At 43.4% G+C, this 18,662-nt stretch carries 18 protein-coding genes; 7 read left to right on the forward strand and 11 right to left on the reverse strand.

Annotation, left to right across the window (positions count from 1 at the left end):
* Positions 1 to 268 precede the first annotated feature (268 nt).
* The gene (radC, locus tag ACTXGF_RS15715) at positions 269 to 952 is read right to left on the reverse strand and encodes a RadC family protein (protein ID WP_160023559.1); all 684 of its coding nucleotides are present in this window, start codon (positions 950 to 952) and stop codon (positions 269 to 271) included.
* A 128-nt stretch (positions 953 to 1,080) separates the two neighbouring features.
* Between radC and coaBC the strand changes: the two genes are divergently transcribed.
* Both coaBC and ACTXGF_RS15725 read left to right on the forward strand, forming a co-directional pair.
* The gene (gene coaBC / locus ACTXGF_RS15720; protein ID WP_443535161.1) at positions 1,081 to 2,484 is read left to right on the forward strand and encodes a bifunctional phosphopantothenoylcysteine decarboxylase/phosphopantothenate--cysteine ligase CoaBC; all 1,404 of its coding nucleotides are present in this window, start codon (positions 1,081 to 1,083) and stop codon (positions 2,482 to 2,484) included.
* A 68-nt stretch (positions 2,485 to 2,552) separates the two neighbouring features.
* Positions 2,553 to 3,335, forward strand: coding sequence for a sulfite exporter TauE/SafE family protein (locus ACTXGF_RS15725; RefSeq protein ID WP_101206033.1), 783 nt, complete (start codon positions 2,553 to 2,555; stop codon positions 3,333 to 3,335).
* 33 nt (positions 3,336 to 3,368) lie between these two features.
* Here the strand turns inward: ACTXGF_RS15725 and ACTXGF_RS15730 are convergent, their stop codons facing one another.
* The 3 genes from ACTXGF_RS15730 to ACTXGF_RS15740 all read right to left on the reverse strand — a co-directional run bounded on the left by ACTXGF_RS15730 (position 3,369) and on the right by ACTXGF_RS15740 (position 6,376).
* Positions 3,369 to 4,283 carry a histone deacetylase family protein gene (locus tag ACTXGF_RS15730; protein ID WP_443535159.1) on the reverse strand — a complete coding sequence of 305 codons (915 nt, stop codon included), beginning with the start codon at positions 4,281 to 4,283 and terminating at the stop codon, positions 3,369 to 3,371.
* 128 nt (positions 4,284 to 4,411) lie between these two features.
* A complete protein-coding gene (locus tag ACTXGF_RS15735) occupies positions 4,412 to 5,230 on the reverse strand; it encodes a type III secretion system chaperone family protein (protein ID WP_443535157.1) in 819 nt (272 codons plus the stop codon).
* Between the two features lie 30 nt (positions 5,231 to 5,260).
* Complete coding sequence (locus ACTXGF_RS15740; protein WP_443535155.1) at positions 5,261 to 6,376, reverse strand: hypothetical protein; 1,116 nt, start codon at positions 6,374 to 6,376, stop codon at positions 5,261 to 5,263.
* Between the two features lie 162 nt (positions 6,377 to 6,538).
* Here ACTXGF_RS15740 and ccmA point away from each other — a divergent pair, with 162 nt between their 5' ends.
* From ccmA to ccmE, 5 genes are all read left to right on the forward strand, one after another.
* Positions 6,539 to 7,168, forward strand: a complete 630-nt coding sequence (gene ccmA, locus ACTXGF_RS15745) for a heme ABC exporter ATP-binding protein CcmA (RefSeq protein ID WP_443535153.1) — start codon at positions 6,539 to 6,541, stop codon at positions 7,166 to 7,168.
* A gap of 84 nt (positions 7,169 to 7,252) precedes the next feature.
* The gene (locus ACTXGF_RS15750) at positions 7,253 to 7,960 is read left to right on the forward strand and encodes a heme exporter protein CcmB (RefSeq protein ID WP_160023583.1); all 708 of its coding nucleotides are present in this window, start codon (positions 7,253 to 7,255) and stop codon (positions 7,958 to 7,960) included.
* Positions 7,961 to 8,246: 286 nt separating this feature from the next.
* A complete protein-coding gene (ccmC, locus tag ACTXGF_RS15755) occupies positions 8,247 to 9,035 on the forward strand; it encodes a heme ABC transporter permease CcmC (RefSeq protein WP_057761594.1) in 789 nt (262 codons plus the stop codon).
* A gap of 16 nt (positions 9,036 to 9,051) precedes the next feature.
* Positions 9,052 to 9,273 (forward strand): heme exporter protein CcmD, encoded by a 222-nt coding sequence (gene ccmD, locus ACTXGF_RS15760; RefSeq protein ID WP_443535151.1) that lies wholly within the window; start codon positions 9,052 to 9,054, stop codon positions 9,271 to 9,273.
* Positions 9,274 to 9,516: 243 nt separating this feature from the next.
* On the forward strand, positions 9,517 to 10,017 hold the full coding sequence (ccmE, locus tag ACTXGF_RS15765) for a cytochrome c maturation protein CcmE (RefSeq protein ID WP_201579143.1): 501 nt from the start codon (positions 9,517 to 9,519) through the stop codon (positions 10,015 to 10,017).
* A 100-nt stretch (positions 10,018 to 10,117) separates the two neighbouring features.
* On the opposite strand, the gene ACTXGF_RS15770 is transcribed toward ccmE, so the two are convergent.
* The 7 genes from ACTXGF_RS15770 to ACTXGF_RS15800 form a co-directional block, all read right to left on the reverse strand.
* On the reverse strand, positions 10,118 to 10,966 hold the full coding sequence (locus ACTXGF_RS15770) for an aldo/keto reductase (RefSeq protein WP_443535149.1): 849 nt from the start codon (positions 10,964 to 10,966) through the stop codon (positions 10,118 to 10,120).
* 337 nt (positions 10,967 to 11,303) lie between these two features.
* A complete protein-coding gene (locus ACTXGF_RS15775; protein WP_443535147.1) occupies positions 11,304 to 12,281 on the reverse strand; it encodes a MetQ/NlpA family ABC transporter substrate-binding protein in 978 nt (325 codons plus the stop codon).
* A 170-nt stretch (positions 12,282 to 12,451) separates the two neighbouring features.
* Entirely contained in the window at positions 12,452 to 13,138 is a 687-nt protein-coding gene (locus ACTXGF_RS15780) for a methionine ABC transporter permease (protein WP_057761583.1), read from the reverse strand.
* 19 nt (positions 13,139 to 13,157) lie between these two features.
* A complete protein-coding gene (locus tag ACTXGF_RS15785; protein ID WP_057761581.1) occupies positions 13,158 to 13,928 on the reverse strand; it encodes a methionine ABC transporter ATP-binding protein in 771 nt (256 codons plus the stop codon).
* A 256-nt stretch (positions 13,929 to 14,184) separates the two neighbouring features.
* Entirely contained in the window at positions 14,185 to 16,314 is a 2,130-nt protein-coding gene (locus ACTXGF_RS15790) for an ATP-binding protein (protein WP_443535144.1), read from the reverse strand.
* An 85-nt stretch (positions 16,315 to 16,399) separates the two neighbouring features.
* Positions 16,400 to 17,122 carry a response regulator transcription factor gene (locus tag ACTXGF_RS15795; protein ID WP_057761578.1) on the reverse strand — a complete coding sequence of 241 codons (723 nt, stop codon included), beginning with the start codon at positions 17,120 to 17,122 and terminating at the stop codon, positions 16,400 to 16,402.
* Between the two features lie 258 nt (positions 17,123 to 17,380).
* Entirely contained in the window at positions 17,381 to 18,601 is a 1,221-nt protein-coding gene (locus ACTXGF_RS15800; protein ID WP_443535142.1) for an efflux RND transporter periplasmic adaptor subunit, read from the reverse strand.
* Positions 18,602 to 18,662: the final 61 nt, after the last annotated feature.

The raw sequence follows: 18,662 nt of genomic DNA on the forward strand, positions 1-18,662 counted from the left end.
CCATTCACTGTCTTACAAGTAAATCGAATGATTCTTTAATTACTAAATCCTTGGTTCTAAGTCTCTTAAGTATTAGTATTAACGGTCTAGTAAGTAATTGACAAATAAATGACAAGAATGGCTACTAATATGAAACAGTTGTCGATAACTATCAAGAGCCAAAATGCTACGCTCTGTCGATGATATGTATCAAACATAATTGTTTGCAGGTTTTCCAAACAGACACGTGGGCTACATAGCTAGCCATTATCGAAAACTAGCTAAAAAGTTAGCCAAAAGGGGCAAGGCAGCTTTCGGCATAAGACAAAGTGTCGTTACGTCCGACGATGATGTGATCGACAAGCGAGATATCTAACAGGTCACAGGCTTTTTTTAGCTCATAGGTCAGTAAGTTATCTGCCGTCGATGGTTTGGCATCGGTATGAGGATGATTATGCGCGATAATAAGTTGGCTAGCAGCGTGGCTTAGCGCATGTCGAAGTACGTGCTTGATGCAGACCGAGCATGATGAGATGCCACCCGTAAATAGTATCTCGAAGTTTAAAAGGTTTAGGGCATTGTCCAGACAAAGAACGGCAAATACTTCACGGTGCTCGCCGCGCAACTGGGTGCTGATATAGTCTTTGACTGCTTGTGAACGTCCTAGTGCTTGCCCAGTTTTGAGTTGGCTGTCCAGATAGCGCGTACCCATCTCAAGTGAAGCTAATATTTGGGCGTACTTTGCAGGTCCCATACCATGGCAGGCAAGAACCGTCTTTTGAGGGGCGGCTAATAGCTCGGCTAAGCTACCAAACTGATCAATCAAATGCCGCGCTAACTCAATCGCTGATTGAGACTGAGTACCGGTGCGCAAAAATATGGCCAGTATCTCGGCATCAGACAAATGAGCTGCACCAAACTTTAAAAGTTTTTCGCGTGGCCTGTCATCCTCATGCCAGTCTTTGATCGCCATTGTCACTCCTTGAAAATGGGTTGATACTCGTTATCTGAGATAGATACGGAAAATCTTACCCAATTTATCTCATAATTGTTACTATAAGCGCAATTTTATCTTTTCACTTTTTTGTTGATGCCACGCTTATGTCCAATATTGTGCTTGCTATTACTGGCGGTATCGCCGCTTATAAATCTGCTATATTTGCTCGCTTGTTAGTCAAGGCAGGCTTTGATGTGCGCGTTATCATGACGACGGGTGCACAAGCATTTATCACGCCGCTGACTCTACAAGCGTTGACGGGTAACGAGGTGCATGTCTCGTTGCTCGATGAGCAAGCCGAGGCAGGCATGGGGCATATTGAGCTGGCCAAGTGGGCCGACTTAATCGTGATTGCACCAGCTTCAGCCAATACATTGGCGCGTCTGGCCATGGGTATGGCTGATGATCTATTGACCACAGTGTGTCTGGCCACTACAGCGCCCGTCATTATTGCTCCTGCCATGAATCAGCAGATGTGGGCGCATCCAGCAGTCAATCTAAACGTGCAAACATTGCGCGATATGAATTATCAAATTATCCAGCCAGCTAGCGGTGAGCAAGCATGCGGTGATGTCGGAGCAGGACGATTGCCTGAGCCTGAGCAATTATTGGATGAGGTGTTACTGTTCATAGCGATGAATACAACGCCGCAATTACTAGCGGGAAAAAGAGTAGTCATTACTGCAGGTCCAACCGTAGAAGCGATTGACCCTGTGCGTTATTTGTCTAATCACTCTTCAGGAAAAATGGGCTTTGCATTGGCACGTGCCTGCGTGGCTGCTGGTGCAGACGTTGTCTTAATAGCTGGTGGTAAAGTGGCATTGCCCACGCCGCTCAATGTCACACGAATCGATGTGCTGTCTGCCGAAGATATGCTGATAGCCGCGCAGCAATGTGTGGAAGGTACGCATAGCGAGCTTCAATTTGTCCTTGAAGATGAGCATGACCATTCTCATGAGCACGATCACTCTCATAACCATTCTCACGAACACCATCATGGCGACTGTGGTTGCGGTGATGATGATGTAAGCGGCCATAATGACAATAGTGACTCGCTACAGTCTTATGATGACAACCAATTTGTAAAAGCAGATATCTTTATCGCGACCGCCGCCGTGGCAGATTATCGTACGGAAGAAGCTGCACCGCAAAAAATTAAAAAGACACAAGATGCCATGACGCTCAGTTTGGTTAAAAATCCTGATATTCTAGCGACGATTTCTTTGGCACATCCAGAGCTATTTGTCGTTGGTTTTGCAGCAGAGACGCAAGATGTTGAGCGTTATGCCCGTGGTAAATTGGTCGCAAAAAATTTGGATATGATTGCCTGTAATGATGTCTCACGTGCAGATATTGGTTTTGCCAGTGATGACAATGCGATGCAGGTGTTTTTCTCTGAGCGCTATGAGCGTGACGTGGTAACACTTGAGAAGACCAGTAAAGATAAAATTGCTGAGCAACTGGCTAGCATTATTGGTCAAGCAATCGGTCAACGTAAAGATAGTTAGAGCTACAGGCTCAAAGCGTGTAGATAGCATGTAGGTATGGACGTTGAGCCTCAAATGGTGTGACCGATATGATGAATATAGCTGGTAACGATAGCACTCAGATGCTAGTGCTGACGATCATTTTTGCGCTTGCCTCACTGCTACATGGTATTAGCGGACTTGGCGCAACGCTAGTGACGACCACTGCGCTTGCTAGTATGTACCCATTGCAACACGCCATTGTGTTAGTGATTTTCCCCTCGCTAGTCGTTAATGTGATGACGTGGCTAGTAGGCGGTGAGCGCACTATTTGGCAAAACTTTATCTACTACGGCAGACGCTATTGGTTACTTGCGCTTACTAGCTTACTAGGTAGCATTTTAGGTGCGAAACTCTTGCTATGGGTCGATAGCGCTTATATTCTCTTATTGTTGGCCGCGGTCATTGCTTTCTACGTCGTGAGTAGCTTACTCGGCAAACAAATCCGTCTACCAAACACCAAGCCTATGTTAATTGCCGTTGGCTTTGGTGCAGGCGTCATCGGCGGCTCGACCAATGCAATGTCGACCATACTGATGATGTATTTGTTGTCTGCCAGTGACGATAAAAACACCATCGCCAAAGTCGGTAACATGTGCTATTTCTTAGGAAAGATTGCTCAAATTATCGTGTTGCGTGAGCCTATCATGGCACTGAGCAGTGGTGAGTGGCAGCTGATTACTTTTTTGAGTGTGCTGTCTATAGTGACTCTTTTGGTTGGAATCCGTTTGCGTCGCTATTTACCGCAAGCGCGTTTTCGTCAGCTTATTTTATTAATCTTAATCGTGCTTGGAATACGTGTCGGTTGGCAAGGCATTACCGCATTGTTATAACTAAAGTATATAAGCCTTTTCAGCGATATTTTATTAGACCAATTCTTCAAAAAATATCTGCTGTGCTAAACGAAAGGTATTACAATGCGCTTCGACCACATCTTCGATATCTTCTGAATAGCCGCCACCCATCACGATAGCGACAGGGATATTGGCGGCTTTTGCTTGCTGCAGAACATATTCATCACGCGCCTTGCATCCTGCTTGTGTCAAACTAAGTTTGCCGAGCTTATCGGTAGCGAGCACGTCGACAGCAGACTGATAAAAAATCATATCTGGTGCAACCTCAGCGATTAAGCGTGGCAGCGTATCTTCTAATATCTGTAAATACTCAGCATCACCGGTATCGTTGTCTAGCTCAATATCTAAGTCTGATACTTGCTTACGAAACGGGTAGTTCTTTGCACCATGCATGCTAAAGACAAAAACGCGTGGCTCATCTGCCATGATACTGGCGTTGCCATTACCTTGATGAACATCCAAATCGATCACTAAAATCTTCTTTGCCTGTCCACGATTTAGCAATAAATTGCTAGCGATACAGACGTCATTAAATACGCAAAAACCTTCTCCATGACCAGCAAAAGAGTGATGGGTGCCGCCTGCAACATTCATAGCTACGCCATATTGCTGAGCATATAGCGCGCACTCATACGTTGCATGAGCAATATAACGACCACGCTCTACCAGCTGCGGTGTCATCTCAAATCCGATAGCACGAGCAGCCTTGCGCGGCAGTGTTTGGGTTTTAAGCTGATACCAGTACTCTGCGGTATGGGTGGTCAAAATCTCATCTTCGCTTAAGCGAGCAGGGGCAAAGAAGTTATCTTGGCTGATAGTGCCTTCTGCCAGTAGACGCTCAGGAATCATAATGTACTTTTGCATGGGGAAGCGATGTTTTTCTGGCACGGAGTAGCGAAAGACGTCAGAGTAGGCAATTTTTAGCATAAGATTTTTAGCTTAGTATTGATGGTTTTTTGGATAGAAAAATAAAGGGACAAGTATCAGCTATCGTTGGTTATGGCTTGATTGAAAAGCCAGTTTATCGAATGAACTTAATTATCGAATGAACTGAGCTATTGAACAAACTGAGTCGGCAAAAAGAACGTGCGCGCGTCTGACTGTTGACGTAGCTCGACAAGTAGCGTTTGCATGTCTTCAGCAGGGTCTTGATTATTAACCAAGTTGCCAAATAGCTCGTTAGCGACCGTGGTCATCGCAACCACGCTTTGTAGTAAATGCTCAATGATCTCATTATCTAGACCAACCGCTTCGACATCGATAGCATTTTTGTAGCGTATCTCACCATCGTTAACATCCATCTCTAGATTACCGACTAGCATGTCATAGTTGATTTGGGTGATGAGTAGCATCGCGGCACTTTGATGAGTTTCTGGTATCAAAAATGGCAAGATGCCGTAGATGGCCAATAGTTTGTTTTTTTCTTGCACCCGAAACAGATAGCCACAGTTTATTTGCTTATGACGCATTCTCAAGGATAAGTGATGCGATTTTTGGCTGTCGTTGGTTTTGGGTCGATAATGCGTGTAGTGCCACTGCTTGTCATTGAAGTATTGTTTTAAGCAGTCGACGATAGGCGTGTCACTTTGGTTTTGAGATTCTGCACTTGCGCTATCGGTTTTCAAGTTATCGGTTTTGATTTGAGATGTATTTGCTTGAGCTTGAGTGTTATCCTGTTCGCTGTCCTGATTCGCCTCTAACTCATGGGAGATATCAGAAATATCAGCTGATATATTTTTTGTATTATTAATCTCGCTATCAGCAAGTGATGCACGCCCTTGCTTGCTTGCACCATCAATGACTGACTGCGGTGCGGCAGCAGTCAGTAACCGTTTGATTTTTTGCCACAAGCTGAGTTTATTGCGTTGACTCATAATAGTATGCTGACAAGTAAGGGTTGTAAATTAATTGTGAGTGAATGCCAAGCCTTCTTTAATAGCAGGTTGTGCATAAAACGCTGCTAGCATTTCACGAATATGAGCCGTTAACCAAGGCATCTCAAGAGCATCGTACACGATAGGCAGTAGTGTAGTGCTACATTGCTTCATGGCCGCTTCATCAATGTGCAAACTCGCCGCAATGGTCGCTATCGTGTCAGACTGATGATTGGCATACCAAGTGTCAATGCTTGCCGAGACCAAGCTGTGCAAATACGGTGACAGTCGCAGGCGGTTATAGCTTTGTTGGATACTGGCTTCGATATGGTCAATGCTACTATTACCGGGTTCATCGCTTAAGTAGGTTTGTATCTCGCTGATCGGTTGGTCCTTGATGCGATCCCAGCCCATGACCATCAGACGCGCCACCTCTTCGTTTGATAAGTGTTCTTGGGCATTGGCTTCGGCTTTGCGCGTCAAATCTTTGATATTGCGATGCAGGTACGTTTGCAGTTTTTCATCGAGGTTTCTGTTGGTCGCCTTTTCAAAAGAGCTGCGTCCAAGCTTCATCAATTTACCAACGCCACCTGCTTTATTGAGGGTGCTTTCCATAAAATCATTGATAGCGTGATAGAGTGTTTGGGTCAATAAATCTGCAAAGGTTTCGTTACCGACCAGCGTATGAATCAATATATTACGCTGCTGCTCGTGACTACCGATATAGTTGGCCAGCGTTTCAACTTGGGCATCATCGACCAGCTCAGATAAAGGCACATTGTCATTGACTGGATGATAAATAATAGTGTGCAAAATATCACGGATATCGGTACGCATCACCTCAGTCATCTGCTGATTTAACAGCCAGTCTTTCATCAGCTGTTGTAAATGATCGCAGGTAATATATTTGCTTAAAGGCTGCGCACCAAACCATTGCCAAGCTTCCATCGCTAGTGGCTCAGCTTGATTGTGCAACCACTGCTGCATAAAGTTGACTTGAGCATCAATCAAGCTATCTACTGTCAAACGGCTGGCTGATGGCTCTTTTGACAATCTAGTGTCCGCATTGTCATTGTCATCTTTAGTCTCTGCAGCAGTATTAGGTTTTTGGCTATCTTGTGAAGTCGGCATAGGTTTTGAAGTCATATTTTAAAGTCGTATTTTTTTGAGGTCGTACTTTTTGAAGTCAGAGTAATCGACAATTTGTTATACTGTGTGTTTGTAGCGAGCATAGGGTATTATGCCACGAACATTGCCTTTGTTTGTGATGAATATTGACTGCTGCTTGATAAATAACCAGAGGTTTTGATGACGGTTTTGGATACGCCTTTACTTGCACTTGAGGAGCTGACGGTTCAGCGCGGTGAGATACCGCTGTGCGAAGGCGTTACGTTGCAGCTATCTGCTGGCAGTATTTGCCATCTCATCGGGGCAAATGGAACGGGAAAGACCACGTTACTCATGCAGTTGGCTGGATTGTTACCTGTTTCGTCAGGTGAAGTTACTTATCAAGGACAGTCGAGTCTGCCAGTTCAGCCTTTATATGTCTCGCACCAGTTGGGCATTCATCCGAATTTGACAGTAGCCCAGAATCTGACATTTCTACTGAACCTATATGGTATTACGCCAAGCGCTGCTGATATTGATGATGCGCTCACATGGGTTGGACTACAAGGGTTTGAAACGATCAGCTCAAGTCATTTGTCCGCTGGGCAAACGCGGCGCATCACGCTGGCACGATTGTACTTGTTAACTCCTGACGTGACACCGCTCTGGTTACTTGATGAGCCTTTCACGGCGCTGGATGTCGATATGGTGGCACGTATGGAAGAGCGGTTATGCGACTTTGCACAGGCTGGCGGATCGATACTAATGACCAGCCATCAGGCAGTCGGTGTCGCCAATCAAGTGCTCGATTTGTCAAATTACATGGTATAAGTTTGATTGATATCAGTACCATCAGTATACGTGCAAGGACAAATAATGACAGACCGTCCAATACAAGTAGGATCAGTAGCAGCCATGAATAAAAGTCCAAATGCTATTGTCGCAGTGCCTCGCAGTATTGGCTTCCTGCAGCTATGGCGACGCGAATGGCAAGTCAAGCAGCAAGGAGCAGTACAATGGTTGTATCCATTGGTACTGTTCTTAGTGATTATTACTTTGTTTCCGCTGGCAGTCGGTAGTGAACCTGCGCTATTGCAGCGTCTGGGCGTATCAGCAGTGTGGATTGCTGCATTGCTGTCACTGGTAATGGGCGTTGATGGATTGTTCAAGCCAGCGCTTGATAATGGTACGCTTGCGCAATTGGTCGTGGCCAAAGCGTCATTACCGCTATGGGTTCTTATTAGACTGGTCATTCATTGGATTTTTAGTAGTGGTATTGTGGCAGCGCTTAGCTTGCTTGCCGTGCCTTTATTTCAGCTCAGTTGGTTTGAAGCGTGGATCTTGATGGCGTCTATCGTGACAGGTAGCCCGATGCTCCTAATGCTATCCGCGATTGCCAGTAGCTTGACGCTATCGTTAAAGAATGGGGCAGTATTGGTGCCTTTGATTGCTTTACCGATGCAGTTGCCAGTATTGATTTTTGCTACGGGTGCGGTTGATTTATTTGCCTCTGGGCTGAATGGTTTACCTATTTTAGCCTTATTACTAGCAGGAAGTATTGTTTCTGTCTTGGTCATGCCATGGGTGATTGCTACAACTTTAAAAATGTCATGGCTTAATTAAACGATTTGCGTTTTGTAATCCTAAAGTCCAGTTGTCGAAATTTGATTATTTAAGCCCAGTTATCTAAACCTAGCCATCTAAATCCAGTTATCGAAATTTAGTTATCTGCATCACATGTATTAACATCGTGGTGAAAACTGGCAATTTTGCTATAATAGTCAATTGAATACGTAAACAGCTCTTTGTAGATTCTATCCAGTGTTTAACGCCAGCAGGTGAGTTGATAGTGGTGCTTTTATAGACCGCATCCTTTATCGCCAGTAAGCTGTGTAATAGGTTTCTTCCCATGCCCAACCTGAATAACGTCTCATCCCCTAGCTTGTGGCAGCGCATTTGGCAGGGTTTCTTGACCACTGTGGGTACCAAGCAGTTTTTTCGTATCTTTAGCCCTTGGGTCAAGTGGTTAGCAATATTGGCCAGTCTCTGTTTGCTCATTGGTAGCGTATGGGGCCTTGCTTTTGCGCCGCCTGATTATCTTCAGGGCAATAGCTATCGCATTATCTTTATCCATGTTCCAGCGGCCAGTCTTGCCATTTCTATCTATTTTTCCCTTGCGGTCTTGGGGGTAATTTATTTGGTATGGAAGATTAAAACAGCCAGTCTGGTTGCGCAGGCACTTGCCCCGATGGGGTTTTTACTATGCGTCATCAGTTTGCTTACAGGCTCTATCTGGGCAAAGCCAACATGGGGTACTTATTGGGTGTGGGATGCACGCCTTACATCAATGCTGATATTAGCGTTTCTATATGCGGGCGTGATGGCACTGTTTGCCGCTTTTGAACATACGGCCAATCGCGGTAAAGCGGCTGCTATTTTATCTATCGTGGGCGCAGTGAATCTGCCTATTATCAAGTACTCAGTAGAGTGGTGGAATACCTTGCATCAAGGCGCGACCTTTAGCTTGACCGCCGCACCGAAGATGTCGGCAGATATGTGGATGCCCTTATTACTGATGATTATCGGCAGCTATTTACTGGTTGCGACATTAGCGATTTATCGTACTAACACGCTGATTTTATACCGTGATCAAGGCAAAGCGTGGGTTAAAGAATACATTCGTGGTCAACACAAATAACGGCTAGGAAAATACTATGCAGCCTTACTTTTATAGCGTATCTGAGTTTTTCGCCATGGGTAAGCATGGGGTTTTTGTGTGGTCGTGCTGGGCGATAGCGATCGGCGTGATGTTGGCATTTATTATCTATAGCCGCAGACAGCGACAGTCACTTATCAAACAGCTGACCATCCAGCAAGCGCGACAAGCACAACGAACGACCAAAACCTCAACGCCTGTAACCAAACAAGCTGAATAAAAATCATCTTAATATCAGGGTTTTAGCGTAAGAAACCGTATCCTTACACTGACAAAAATATGACCTTATAGGCAGTGATGAGGCTTATTGATTCGGCCGAAAAATGCTACCATATAGCGATTAGAAGAGTACGATTAGAAAGACATTTTCAGAACGTTTTTCTAATGGTAGTTTCTTCAAATTTTTCTGTTTTATAGATTGATTATGGTTTATAAAACAGTGACTCATTAATGGGGTAGTGGTATGAATGCAGTTCGTCGGAAAAAACTGACGTGGGTTATGTTTACGCTGGTAGGTGCGGCAGTAGCAGTTATGTTGGTTATCTATGCCATCGGGCAGCAAACTGACTACTACTTTGATGCAACTGCGATTGCCCAAGGTGAAGCGCCTCAAGACAAACGTATTCGTGCTGGTGGTATGGTGGTTGCAGGTAGTGTGCAGCGTGCAGCAGACAATCCATTAAATGTTGAGTTTGCGATTACTGATTTTCAATCAACCGTGCCAGTGACTTACCAAGGTATTCTGCCAGATTTATTTGCTGAAAATTCAGGTGTCGTGGCTACGGGTAAAATGCAAGGCGATACTTTCGTCGCTGGTGAAGTACTGGCTAAGCATGACGAAAACTATATGCCACCAGAAGTTGCTAAATCTATGAAAGAAAATAATCGCAGCGGAGCGATACCTACTTCTGAACAGTACAATCCTGCTGAGAAGATTCATGAGACCGAAACGCTACAACAGTAATGATTGTGAGTTTTCATACCATATAAAAAAGCCACCGATTATCGGTGGCTTTTTATTGAGCTTTGTTTGGTTAATCAATTAATCGTACTTATTAATCCTGTTAGTCATCCCATACTGGGCTATAGTCAGGATGTTCAATTTTACGACCGTCAGAGCTGGCTAGGTTACCGATTTTTTCTAACTCATCTGCACTTAACTCAACCTTGATGGCATCTAGATTGCCTTGCAGGTGATCAGGGTTAGACGTTTTCGGAATAGCCACACGATACTTGTCTGATAAGATCCATGCTAGTGAAATCTGTGCTGGCGTTACGTTGTGCTTATCTGCAATCTCTTTAATTACTTCGTTATCAAATACATCACCACGCGCTAATGGCGAGTAGGCTTCTAGTAGAATATGATGATTATTTAAGAAGGTCTGCAATGTGTTTTGTTTAATGAACGGATGAAACTCTACTTGGTTGACGACGATAGGCACATCAGCATATTTCTTGGCTTCAATGATATTAGCAATATTGAAGTTTGAAACACCAATATGACGCGTCAAGCCTTGCTTTTGTAGTTCACACAGCGCAGGAATGGTCTCAGATAACGGCACGCGGTCATCAGGCCAGTGCAACAGCAACAGATCGACATAATCTGTACCCAAATCTTCCAAAGAACGCTTGGCTGCTGCGACCAGTTTTTCTGGCTCAAACTTCATATCATCTGGAAAAATTTTGGTAGTCAAAAAGAACTTATCACGAGCCACGCCTGACTGTCTGATGCCTTCGCCAACTTCTTTTTCATTGCCATAAGCTTGAGCGGTATCGATATGCTCATACCCCATTTCTAACGCTTTTTTGACCACGTCTACGCAATCTTGCCCAGTTGACTGCCAAGTACCTAGCCCTAGAATTGGGATATTTGCTTGTCCAGCGGTACGAATATTATAGTTTTTAACGCTCATATTGTTATCCTTATTATGTGTGTCTTATAATTTTCATTAGTTTTAAATGTCATCAATAGTATGGTTTAACGAGTAGATTACTATTGAGCCCGTCCACTATAAGAAAAACCAAGGACAAGTGGAAGAGTGAGTGACGGTTTCCTACAAAGGGCAAACAGGCTGTAACGTGATTTTTGATAGTTATTTGATAGTTATTTAATGCATAGTTAGTATTTTGATAACCTATTGGAAAACAGCTCTCCCAAAATCAAAGACAAAAAAACGCCCATCACTCTAAGTAATGGGCGTTTCTATTAATCATAACACCTAAAAAACTAGGTACTTTTGATTTAAAGTCTTACTGAGCAGCAGCTTCTGTAGTTTCTGGAGCGTCAGCACTTTCAGTTTTAGCAGCAGTGTCCGTATGTGCGCTATGATCAGTACCCCAGATTTTTGGGTACTTGTAGCCAGGGAACGTTTCATGAGCATACTTTTTGAAAGCTTCTGAGTTATAAGCGTTGGTCACATCTTCAACCCATTTTTTACCAGTATCAGCAGATTTGATCGCTGACCAGTTTACATAAGCAAAGCTTGGCTCTTGGAACAATGCTTCGGTCAATTTGATACCAGAGTCAGTAGCATAGTTACCGTTGATAACTGCGAAGTCAACTTCATCACGTGCGCGTGGTAATTGAGCAGCTTCTAGTTCAACGATTTCGATATCGTATTTGCTGTTGTCAGCGATATCTGCTTTTGATGCTGTCAATGGATCGATGTTGTCTTTCAGTTTGATCCAGCCAAGATCGTTCATCATAACCAAAGCACGTGCAAAGTTACTTGGATCGTTTGGTGCAGAAACACTCATACCTTTGAATGCAGCGTCAAGGCTAGTCTTTTTACCTGAGTAAATGCCAAGCGGAGCCGTTGGTACTTGGAATGCTTCTACTAGATCAAGATTGTTTTCTTTTTTGAAATTATCAAGATAAGGCTTGTGCTGGAAGATGTTGATATCCAAATCGCCTTCAGCCAATGCAAGGTTAGGACGGACATAGTCAGTAAAAGCAATCAACTCAACTTCATAACCTTGAGCTTCAAGCGTGCTCTTTACTTGGTTACGAACCATATCAGCAAAATCGCCTTCAGTCGTACCGATAACGATTTTGGTATGGTCAGGATCGATATCGCTAGCGGCAGTTTCTGCAGTGGTACCTTCGGTTACTGGCTCTTTAGTCGCTTCTGGCGCTGATGAATTGCTGCAACCAACTAAAACTAGACCTGATACACCAACAGCGGCAAATGCGGTAGCTAACTGACGGCTGATATCTGTTAATTTCATAATATGTCCTTAATAATGAATGGGGTTGAGTAAAACGTTTATCGTCTGAACATTAAAAAAGCAACATTATAAATAGTAATGCTGCTTTTGTTGTAAGAGCTGAGATAAGGGTTGAGTGTTGCCAAAAATAAACCTAGTCGCTCGTAAAGTCAAGTATTCTCTAAAGCGGTTTAACGTTTGTCTAAACGATTGGCGAGCCAGTTACCAGAGGCTTGAATCGAGACGACCATGATTGATAATACAATCACGATAAAAATCATTACCTCGGTTTGATAGCGATAATAGCCATAACGAATAGCCAAATCACCCAAACCGCCACCACCGATCATACCAGCCGCCGCTGAATAAGAGAGCAAGCTGATACAAAGAATAGTGACTGACAATACTAAACCTGAGCGCGCTTCATTAAGTAGTACTTTAATAATGGTAAAAGGCCTGGCACCCATTGATTCAGTTGCTTCGATAATACCGCGCGGCACTTCACGCAAATTTTGCTCGACCAAACGCGCAAAATAAAATGAACCAGCGATAGCAAGTACCAGTGATGCAGCAATTGGTCCGATACCCGTGCCAACGATGGCCTTGGTAAACGGACTCATCGCAATCATCAAAATTACGAAAGGGAATGCACGCATAAAGTTGGTAATACCGCCAAGCACACCGTACAACGTCTTGTTTTGCAAAAACTGTCGATCACTAGACAAAAACAAGAATACGCCAAACAGTCCACCGATGACGATTGCGACCGTGGTCGAAATACCGAGCATCACAAACGTATCAATAAACGCGCTCACGATCTCTTTGCGTAACACAAGTAACTTGTCTATAGAGGCGGATAATTCAGTACCAGTTAACATATCTATTTCTCCTGCCTCATTAGTCCTCGACGACTAGGCCTTTGCCAATCGGGGTGGTTGCTTGAATCAGACCGTCTCGCACATCCGCAACTTCTAATAGTTGTCCTTGATGCAATAATGCTGCGCGATCACAAAGTCTACGAATAACACTCATCTCATGGGTCACGATGACGATAGTCACGCCAAGCTGCTCATTGATATCGCGTAGACAAGTCAGCAAACTACGGGTCGTTGCAGGGTCAAGCGCACTGGTTGGCTCATCGGCCAACAATACTTTTGGACTAGGGGCAATCGCGCGAGCAATACCCACACGCTGTTTTTGTCCACCTGATAGCTGCGCAGGATAGTGACCAGCACGATCGGTCAAATCAACAATCGCAAGACAATCCATAACGCGCTTATGTATGTCGCGACTTGGATAACCTGAGATTTTTAAGTTAAATGCCACGTTGTCAAAGACCGTTTGATTAGACATCAGATTAAACTGCTGAAAAATCATACCGATATTATGACGAGCAATACGCAGCTCACTGGCAGACAGCGTGGTTAGGTCAGTACCGTCTATCACGACTTGACCCGAATCTGGACGTTCAAGCATATTAATTAGGCGCAATAAGGTAGATTTACCTGCACCTGAATAACCCATTAGACCAAAGATTTCGCCTTGTTTGATAGTCAGAGATGTCGGCTCAACAGCGGTAAACCAATGTGGTTTGCCGTCTTTGTCTTTGATTGATCGGTCGCTTAAAAAACTTTTGGTCACATCGTTTAAGACAATCATGTCATTCATGGAGGGCTCAAAATTTAATAAATTTTTTAATGGTTAAAAACGCGTCATCAGGCCTCTTTCAATATGTAAGAAGCTTGTCAAAACGACAACAGTCAATAACCGTATAATAAGGGGCGGTAATATAGCATATTATCAGGCACTTTGGATATGCACATACGTGTCCGGCTTATGATTAATAGCTATTAAGAATAAGCAGTTAAAATGGCAAGTGTGAAGGCGACAGCGTGATAGCTATCTATATAATGATGGGAATTGATTACTCGTGATAGTTGTAATGAGGATCGTGATGAATGGGGATAGTCACCAAAAATCTAGTATGACCATTTAACGTATCTGTAATAATGCGTCCTTGATGGGCGGTAACGATTTGTGAGACTAAAGATAACCCTAATCCAGAGCCTTTGTTTTTCTGCTGCAAACGTACAAATGGACTAAAGACTTCTTCTCGCTTACCTTCAGGGATACCAGTGCCTTCGTCAATTACCGCCAGCACAGCATATTTTGGCAAAGGACGTTCAGGTTCAGTTTTGGCTTTTTTCATATGCTTAGCAAATAAGCCTTCTTTACGCACGACTGCGCCTGAGTTCTCATTGCTTAAACTGTTAGATTTAGCATCATCTTTCGTATTGTTTGGGCCGTTATTTTTAGTAGCGGTATCAGTAATAGATTTATCTGATTTTTGAGCACTGTTCTCGATGAGAGTGTCAGTATTCTCGCTTTCTACGTTGCTTATAGAGTTTGTGGATGCTACTTCAACCAAACCAGCGTTGTTAGTAGTATCAGTGTCGTTAGTAGGTTCAGTAGAATCCGGAACAGCCTTCCAAATAACTTTCTTAATTCTGTCGGTCAACTCACTGGTAAAGCTATAGTAGTCAGCAAGTAAAGATGATTCGCCAGTAGTAGGTTGGGGTTTGCTAGCACTGTCTATCAAGCTTGCATCTGAAAGGTCGTTATCAACACTAGCGTCATCGTTGCTCTCGTTGTTTTCATTGCGAGCAGCTATATCCTCACCGTTTTTGTAGATGATAGGCGTCGGTAGCTCTGCTATTGAGTCAGTTGTGTCTGATTTGTTTTTATCAACCGAACTAGTAGCTTCATGTTTAGCGGTATGGTGTTCAATTTCCTTGGCATCAGCGTTTTCTTCATAATCGTCAAAGTCTAAACTGTTGTAATCGACAAAGCTGCTGCATAGCACTGTTTGTAATAGATAGTCAGGCACAGTTCCGGCTTCTTCTATGCTCTGAACACCATATAGCAATACCGTAACAGGCGGCTTGCCATGTAGCATAGCGTTGGTAAGTAAATTACGAATCAGATGAGTCAACATTGATGATTGACCATCTATCACGATGTGCTCACCAATCAGCGTGGCTTCAGGATAGTGCTGACGCTCTTGATTTACCAAATCGTATAAATCTAAGTTTTCAACTTGCTGTAAAGCATGACCTGCATCCAAACGACTAACCAGTAATATACTTTCTACTAAGTCATTAAGACCTGACAAGTCTCTATTGATCGCTTGTGCCCGTTTATCGAATTTTGCTTTGGTATCAGTTGGCAGCGCACCAGCTAACATATCCATCATTTCAATCTGTAGACGGATACGTGTAATCGGTGTGCGCAGCTCATGAGAAGCATGTGCTAATAGTAAATTATTGGCATCAATTAAGTGTTCAATTTTTTGTGCTGCTTGGTTGAATCCGCGTGCTAGTGCAGCGATTTCATCATTACCACGCGCATTCACTCGCACCGTAAAATCACCGTCACCCAATTGAGTCATTTGCTGGCTTAACTGGTCAATACGCCATGTCATCGTCCGAGCAATTAACCATAGTACACCTGCCATAATAAGCAAGAGTAGTAGCGTACCAGTGAACAAGTTCAAGGCTGCCGAAAGGACAGGTTTTTTAGGCGTTAAACGTGATTCATACAGTAAGGTATAACCCGTACTGCTATACACTTGGGCTTGCTTGGTAGGTGATGTGTCTGCAAGTGATGGAAAAACGCGTGAAAATAAAGAAGGAGTAGGGGGAAGCTCTAGGGGTAGGTCACTATTGTCAGTTTGCATAAGCAGTCGACCTTCACTGTCATACAGTCCCATTTTTGCTTGCAGTGACTCATCAAAAATATCAAAGCTTTTCTTAACGACAGCCAGCATAAAACGAGATTGCAAACGATTGTCTTTGCTGATGGAAATATTCAATTCGTGCAAGAATGGATCGATTTGACCCAGAATCTGTGTGGCTAATATCTCTGATCGAATGCCAGCGTCTTTGTCATGAACAAGTTGGGTCAACAGCACCATTGCCACAGCAAATAAAGTAAGTGCCAGCATAACGCTGGCAAATAGTTTGGCAAATACGGAACGAAAACCCAATTGCTGCATTAAACGATCTCTATTATTAAACGCTTATACTGACTCATGGTATAGAGTTTACACCATGAGTCAGCTAATTAGGCATCCTTTATGATTACACCTGATCAGTGGCAAATTGATAGCCGACGCCACGTACGGTAATAATACGTTTTGGCTGGCGTGGATTGTCTTCGATCAAAGCACGTAAACGCGAAATATGTACATCAATTGCACGGTCAATGTTATCTGAGCTGTCATCATTTGGCATCGCTTGCCAGAGCTGCTCACGATTCAACACTTTGCCAGAATGAGTGGCAAAGTAGTGTAACAACTGAAACTGATGCGTGGTTAGGCGTACCGGTTGGTCATCGATCGTGACTTCATGACTATCAGGGAACACGCTTAAACGACCAAAGGTTAAGCTGTCTGATTGGCTATCGGCTTGATTTGGTTGCTCATGACGACGAATAACCGCACGAATACGAGCTAAAAGCTCACGTGGCTCAAAAGGCTTGGCGATATAATCGTCAGCACCCATCTCTAGCCCCAACACGCGATCGGTTGTATCGCCTTTTGCGGTCAGCATGATAATAGGTACTTTATTGGTCATGTTGTTCTTGTTGCCACGAATCTTCTGACATACTTGCATACCGTCCATATCAGGTAGCATGAGATCCAATACAACCAAATCAATATCGCGCTCTTTGGTGTCTAATAAGTCGAGACCTTCTTGACCAAGACCAGCATGATGCACATCATAATAGTTCATGGTCAAATAATCGCTGATCAGCTCAGCCAAATCTGGATCGTCTTCAATCAATAAAATCTGCTTACTCATGGGATGTCCTCTAATTGTTATTGTGATTTATAAAAATATAACATTTTCGGTAATGATGACTGTTGGTAATAATAAATAGTTAAACTATTAAGCCTCTACGTTTTAAAATATACAGAATAGCGAATAATTAAATATGAGTCGTATTTCAATACTCGGATAACGCTATATATAGTAGGGTCATATTGCCTAATTATGCTGTTACAAAACAAGAGAAGCTTTGTTAATGTTTCTACGCAATGTAACTGTCAGCATAAGCTATTACGACACAATGACTTTTTTACCTTTAGAATCAACAGGTAAGTCAGCCAAACAAATTAAGCTATCATTGCTAACCCCTGCTATCAAATACTGCTGCGTAGTAGGATCGTATTCAACTACTTCAATAGGTTGGCGTGTTAAACGCTGATCTTGGCCTATAATCCAAACGTTTGCAGTCAATGGTTGTAGCGGCATATAAGGAGGAGTTTGTAACTCTGTCAGGTCGACGTCATGTAGCGCGCGCCTAGGTACGATAGTGCCTACATCTATTTGACCATAATTGACGCGCCCTGTGACTTTCATATTTGGCAGTAACTTATCACGACTAACTTCATTGTCGATGACATTAACATAGACCAAGAGCTTTTTGGGCTGACTGGTCGATACCAGTTTGCTGACCTGTCCCGTAAACTTGTCTGAGATACCTTCGGCGGTAAAATTGACCGTTTGGCCAACTGAGAGCTGTGGTTTTGCTTGTATAGGCAGGGTAGCCATAAAGTGCAGCTTGGTTTCGTCACTGATCTGTAGTAGAGACGCGCGCGCCGCTAGCTGTTGTCCTGCATCAGCAGATAAGCTTTCTACTCGCCCTGAGAAACTAGCATGAATGGTAATCGAATTATACGGGGTATCTTGTTTAGCCGTATTAATGTCTGCATTTTGATTAGTGATGTTGCTATCAGTATCTATCGCAGAATTTGCTTCTAACGTTTTATCATTATTAGTCTTTCTTGCAACAGCAATGTCTGCGTCTGGCGCAGCTTGTGCAGATTCAGCATCGGAGTTTTGCGTATTTTCTGGAGTGTTCTGATTAGCATCCTCTGATTCTGAATTAACTTGCTCAGGCTTCTTTAAATCTTCAGTTTTGCTAGCCGTACCCACACGCCTAAAGACAAGCAATGGCGTGCCTTTTTCAACCCATTGACCTTCACTAACCAGTGTCTTTTCTATACGAATCGGATGTACCGCAACAAATGTGGTCTGCTTGATAGGTTCGATATTACCTTGTAATCCGAGACTCGGCTGATATCTTGAAGGTTTGATACTCAAGATATGTTCTGGTGTCATTGTGACACTGTCGCTTGTGATGATAAGTGGCGTGTCTGCGGTCTCTGCTTCAGTGTCAGTAACGGCTGATTTATTTATAGATGACGGCTGACAAGCAGCGATAAATAGCATGCTGAATAAATAGAGGCTTTTTCTTAAATGTCTAGAAGCTGTCATAGCAGTCACCATTGTAATCGTCATATCATTATATAGTGAATTGTAACTCGGTGGAACGCCT

It is taken from the genome of Psychrobacter sp. 1Y6 (genome assembly GCF_052258385.2).
Lineage (GTDB): Bacteria > Pseudomonadota > Gammaproteobacteria > Pseudomonadales > Moraxellaceae > Psychrobacter.

Bases quoted from the DNA above. Each gene is read 5' to 3' on its own strand.
- radC (WP_160023559.1), bottom strand. From the start codon at position 952: ATGGCGATCAAAGACTGGCATGAGGATGACAGGCCACGCGAAAAACTT.
- coaBC (WP_443535161.1), top strand. From the start codon at position 1,081: ATGTCCAATATTGTGCTTGCTATTACTGGCGGTATCGCCGCTTATAAA.
- ACTXGF_RS15725 (WP_101206033.1), top strand. From the start codon at position 2,553: ATGATGAATATAGCTGGTAACGATAGCACTCAGATGCTAGTGCTGACG.
- ACTXGF_RS15730 (WP_443535159.1), bottom strand. From the start codon at position 4,283: ATGCTAAAAATTGCCTACTCTGACGTCTTTCGCTACTCCGTGCCAGAA.
- ACTXGF_RS15735 (WP_443535157.1), bottom strand. From the start codon at position 5,230: ATGAGTCAACGCAATAAACTCAGCTTGTGGCAAAAAATCAAACGGTTA.
- ACTXGF_RS15740 (WP_443535155.1), bottom strand. From the start codon at position 6,376: ATGACTTCAAAACCTATGCCGACTTCACAAGATAGCCAAAAACCTAAT.
- ccmA (WP_443535153.1), top strand. From the start codon at position 6,539: ATGACGGTTTTGGATACGCCTTTACTTGCACTTGAGGAGCTGACGGTT.
- ACTXGF_RS15750 (WP_160023583.1), top strand. From the start codon at position 7,253: ATGAATAAAAGTCCAAATGCTATTGTCGCAGTGCCTCGCAGTATTGGC.
- ccmC (WP_057761594.1), top strand. From the start codon at position 8,247: ATGCCCAACCTGAATAACGTCTCATCCCCTAGCTTGTGGCAGCGCATT.
- ccmD (WP_443535151.1), top strand. From the start codon at position 9,052: ATGCAGCCTTACTTTTATAGCGTATCTGAGTTTTTCGCCATGGGTAAG.
- ccmE (WP_201579143.1), top strand. From the start codon at position 9,517: ATGAATGCAGTTCGTCGGAAAAAACTGACGTGGGTTATGTTTACGCTG.
- ACTXGF_RS15770 (WP_443535149.1), bottom strand. From the start codon at position 10,966: ATGAGCGTTAAAAACTATAATATTCGTACCGCTGGACAAGCAAATATC.
- ACTXGF_RS15775 (WP_443535147.1), bottom strand. From the start codon at position 12,281: ATGAAATTAACAGATATCAGCCGTCAGTTAGCTACCGCATTTGCCGCT.
- ACTXGF_RS15780 (WP_057761583.1), bottom strand. From the start codon at position 13,138: ATGTTAACTGGTACTGAATTATCCGCCTCTATAGACAAGTTACTTGTG.
- ACTXGF_RS15785 (WP_057761581.1), bottom strand. From the start codon at position 13,928: ATGAATGACATGATTGTCTTAAACGATGTGACCAAAAGTTTTTTAAGC.
- ACTXGF_RS15790 (WP_443535144.1), bottom strand. From the start codon at position 16,314: ATGCAGCAATTGGGTTTTCGTTCCGTATTTGCCAAACTATTTGCCAGC.
- ACTXGF_RS15795 (WP_057761578.1), bottom strand. From the start codon at position 17,122: ATGAGTAAGCAGATTTTATTGATTGAAGACGATCCAGATTTGGCTGAG.
- ACTXGF_RS15800 (WP_443535142.1), bottom strand. From the start codon at position 18,601: ATGACAGCTTCTAGACATTTAAGAAAAAGCCTCTATTTATTCAGCATG.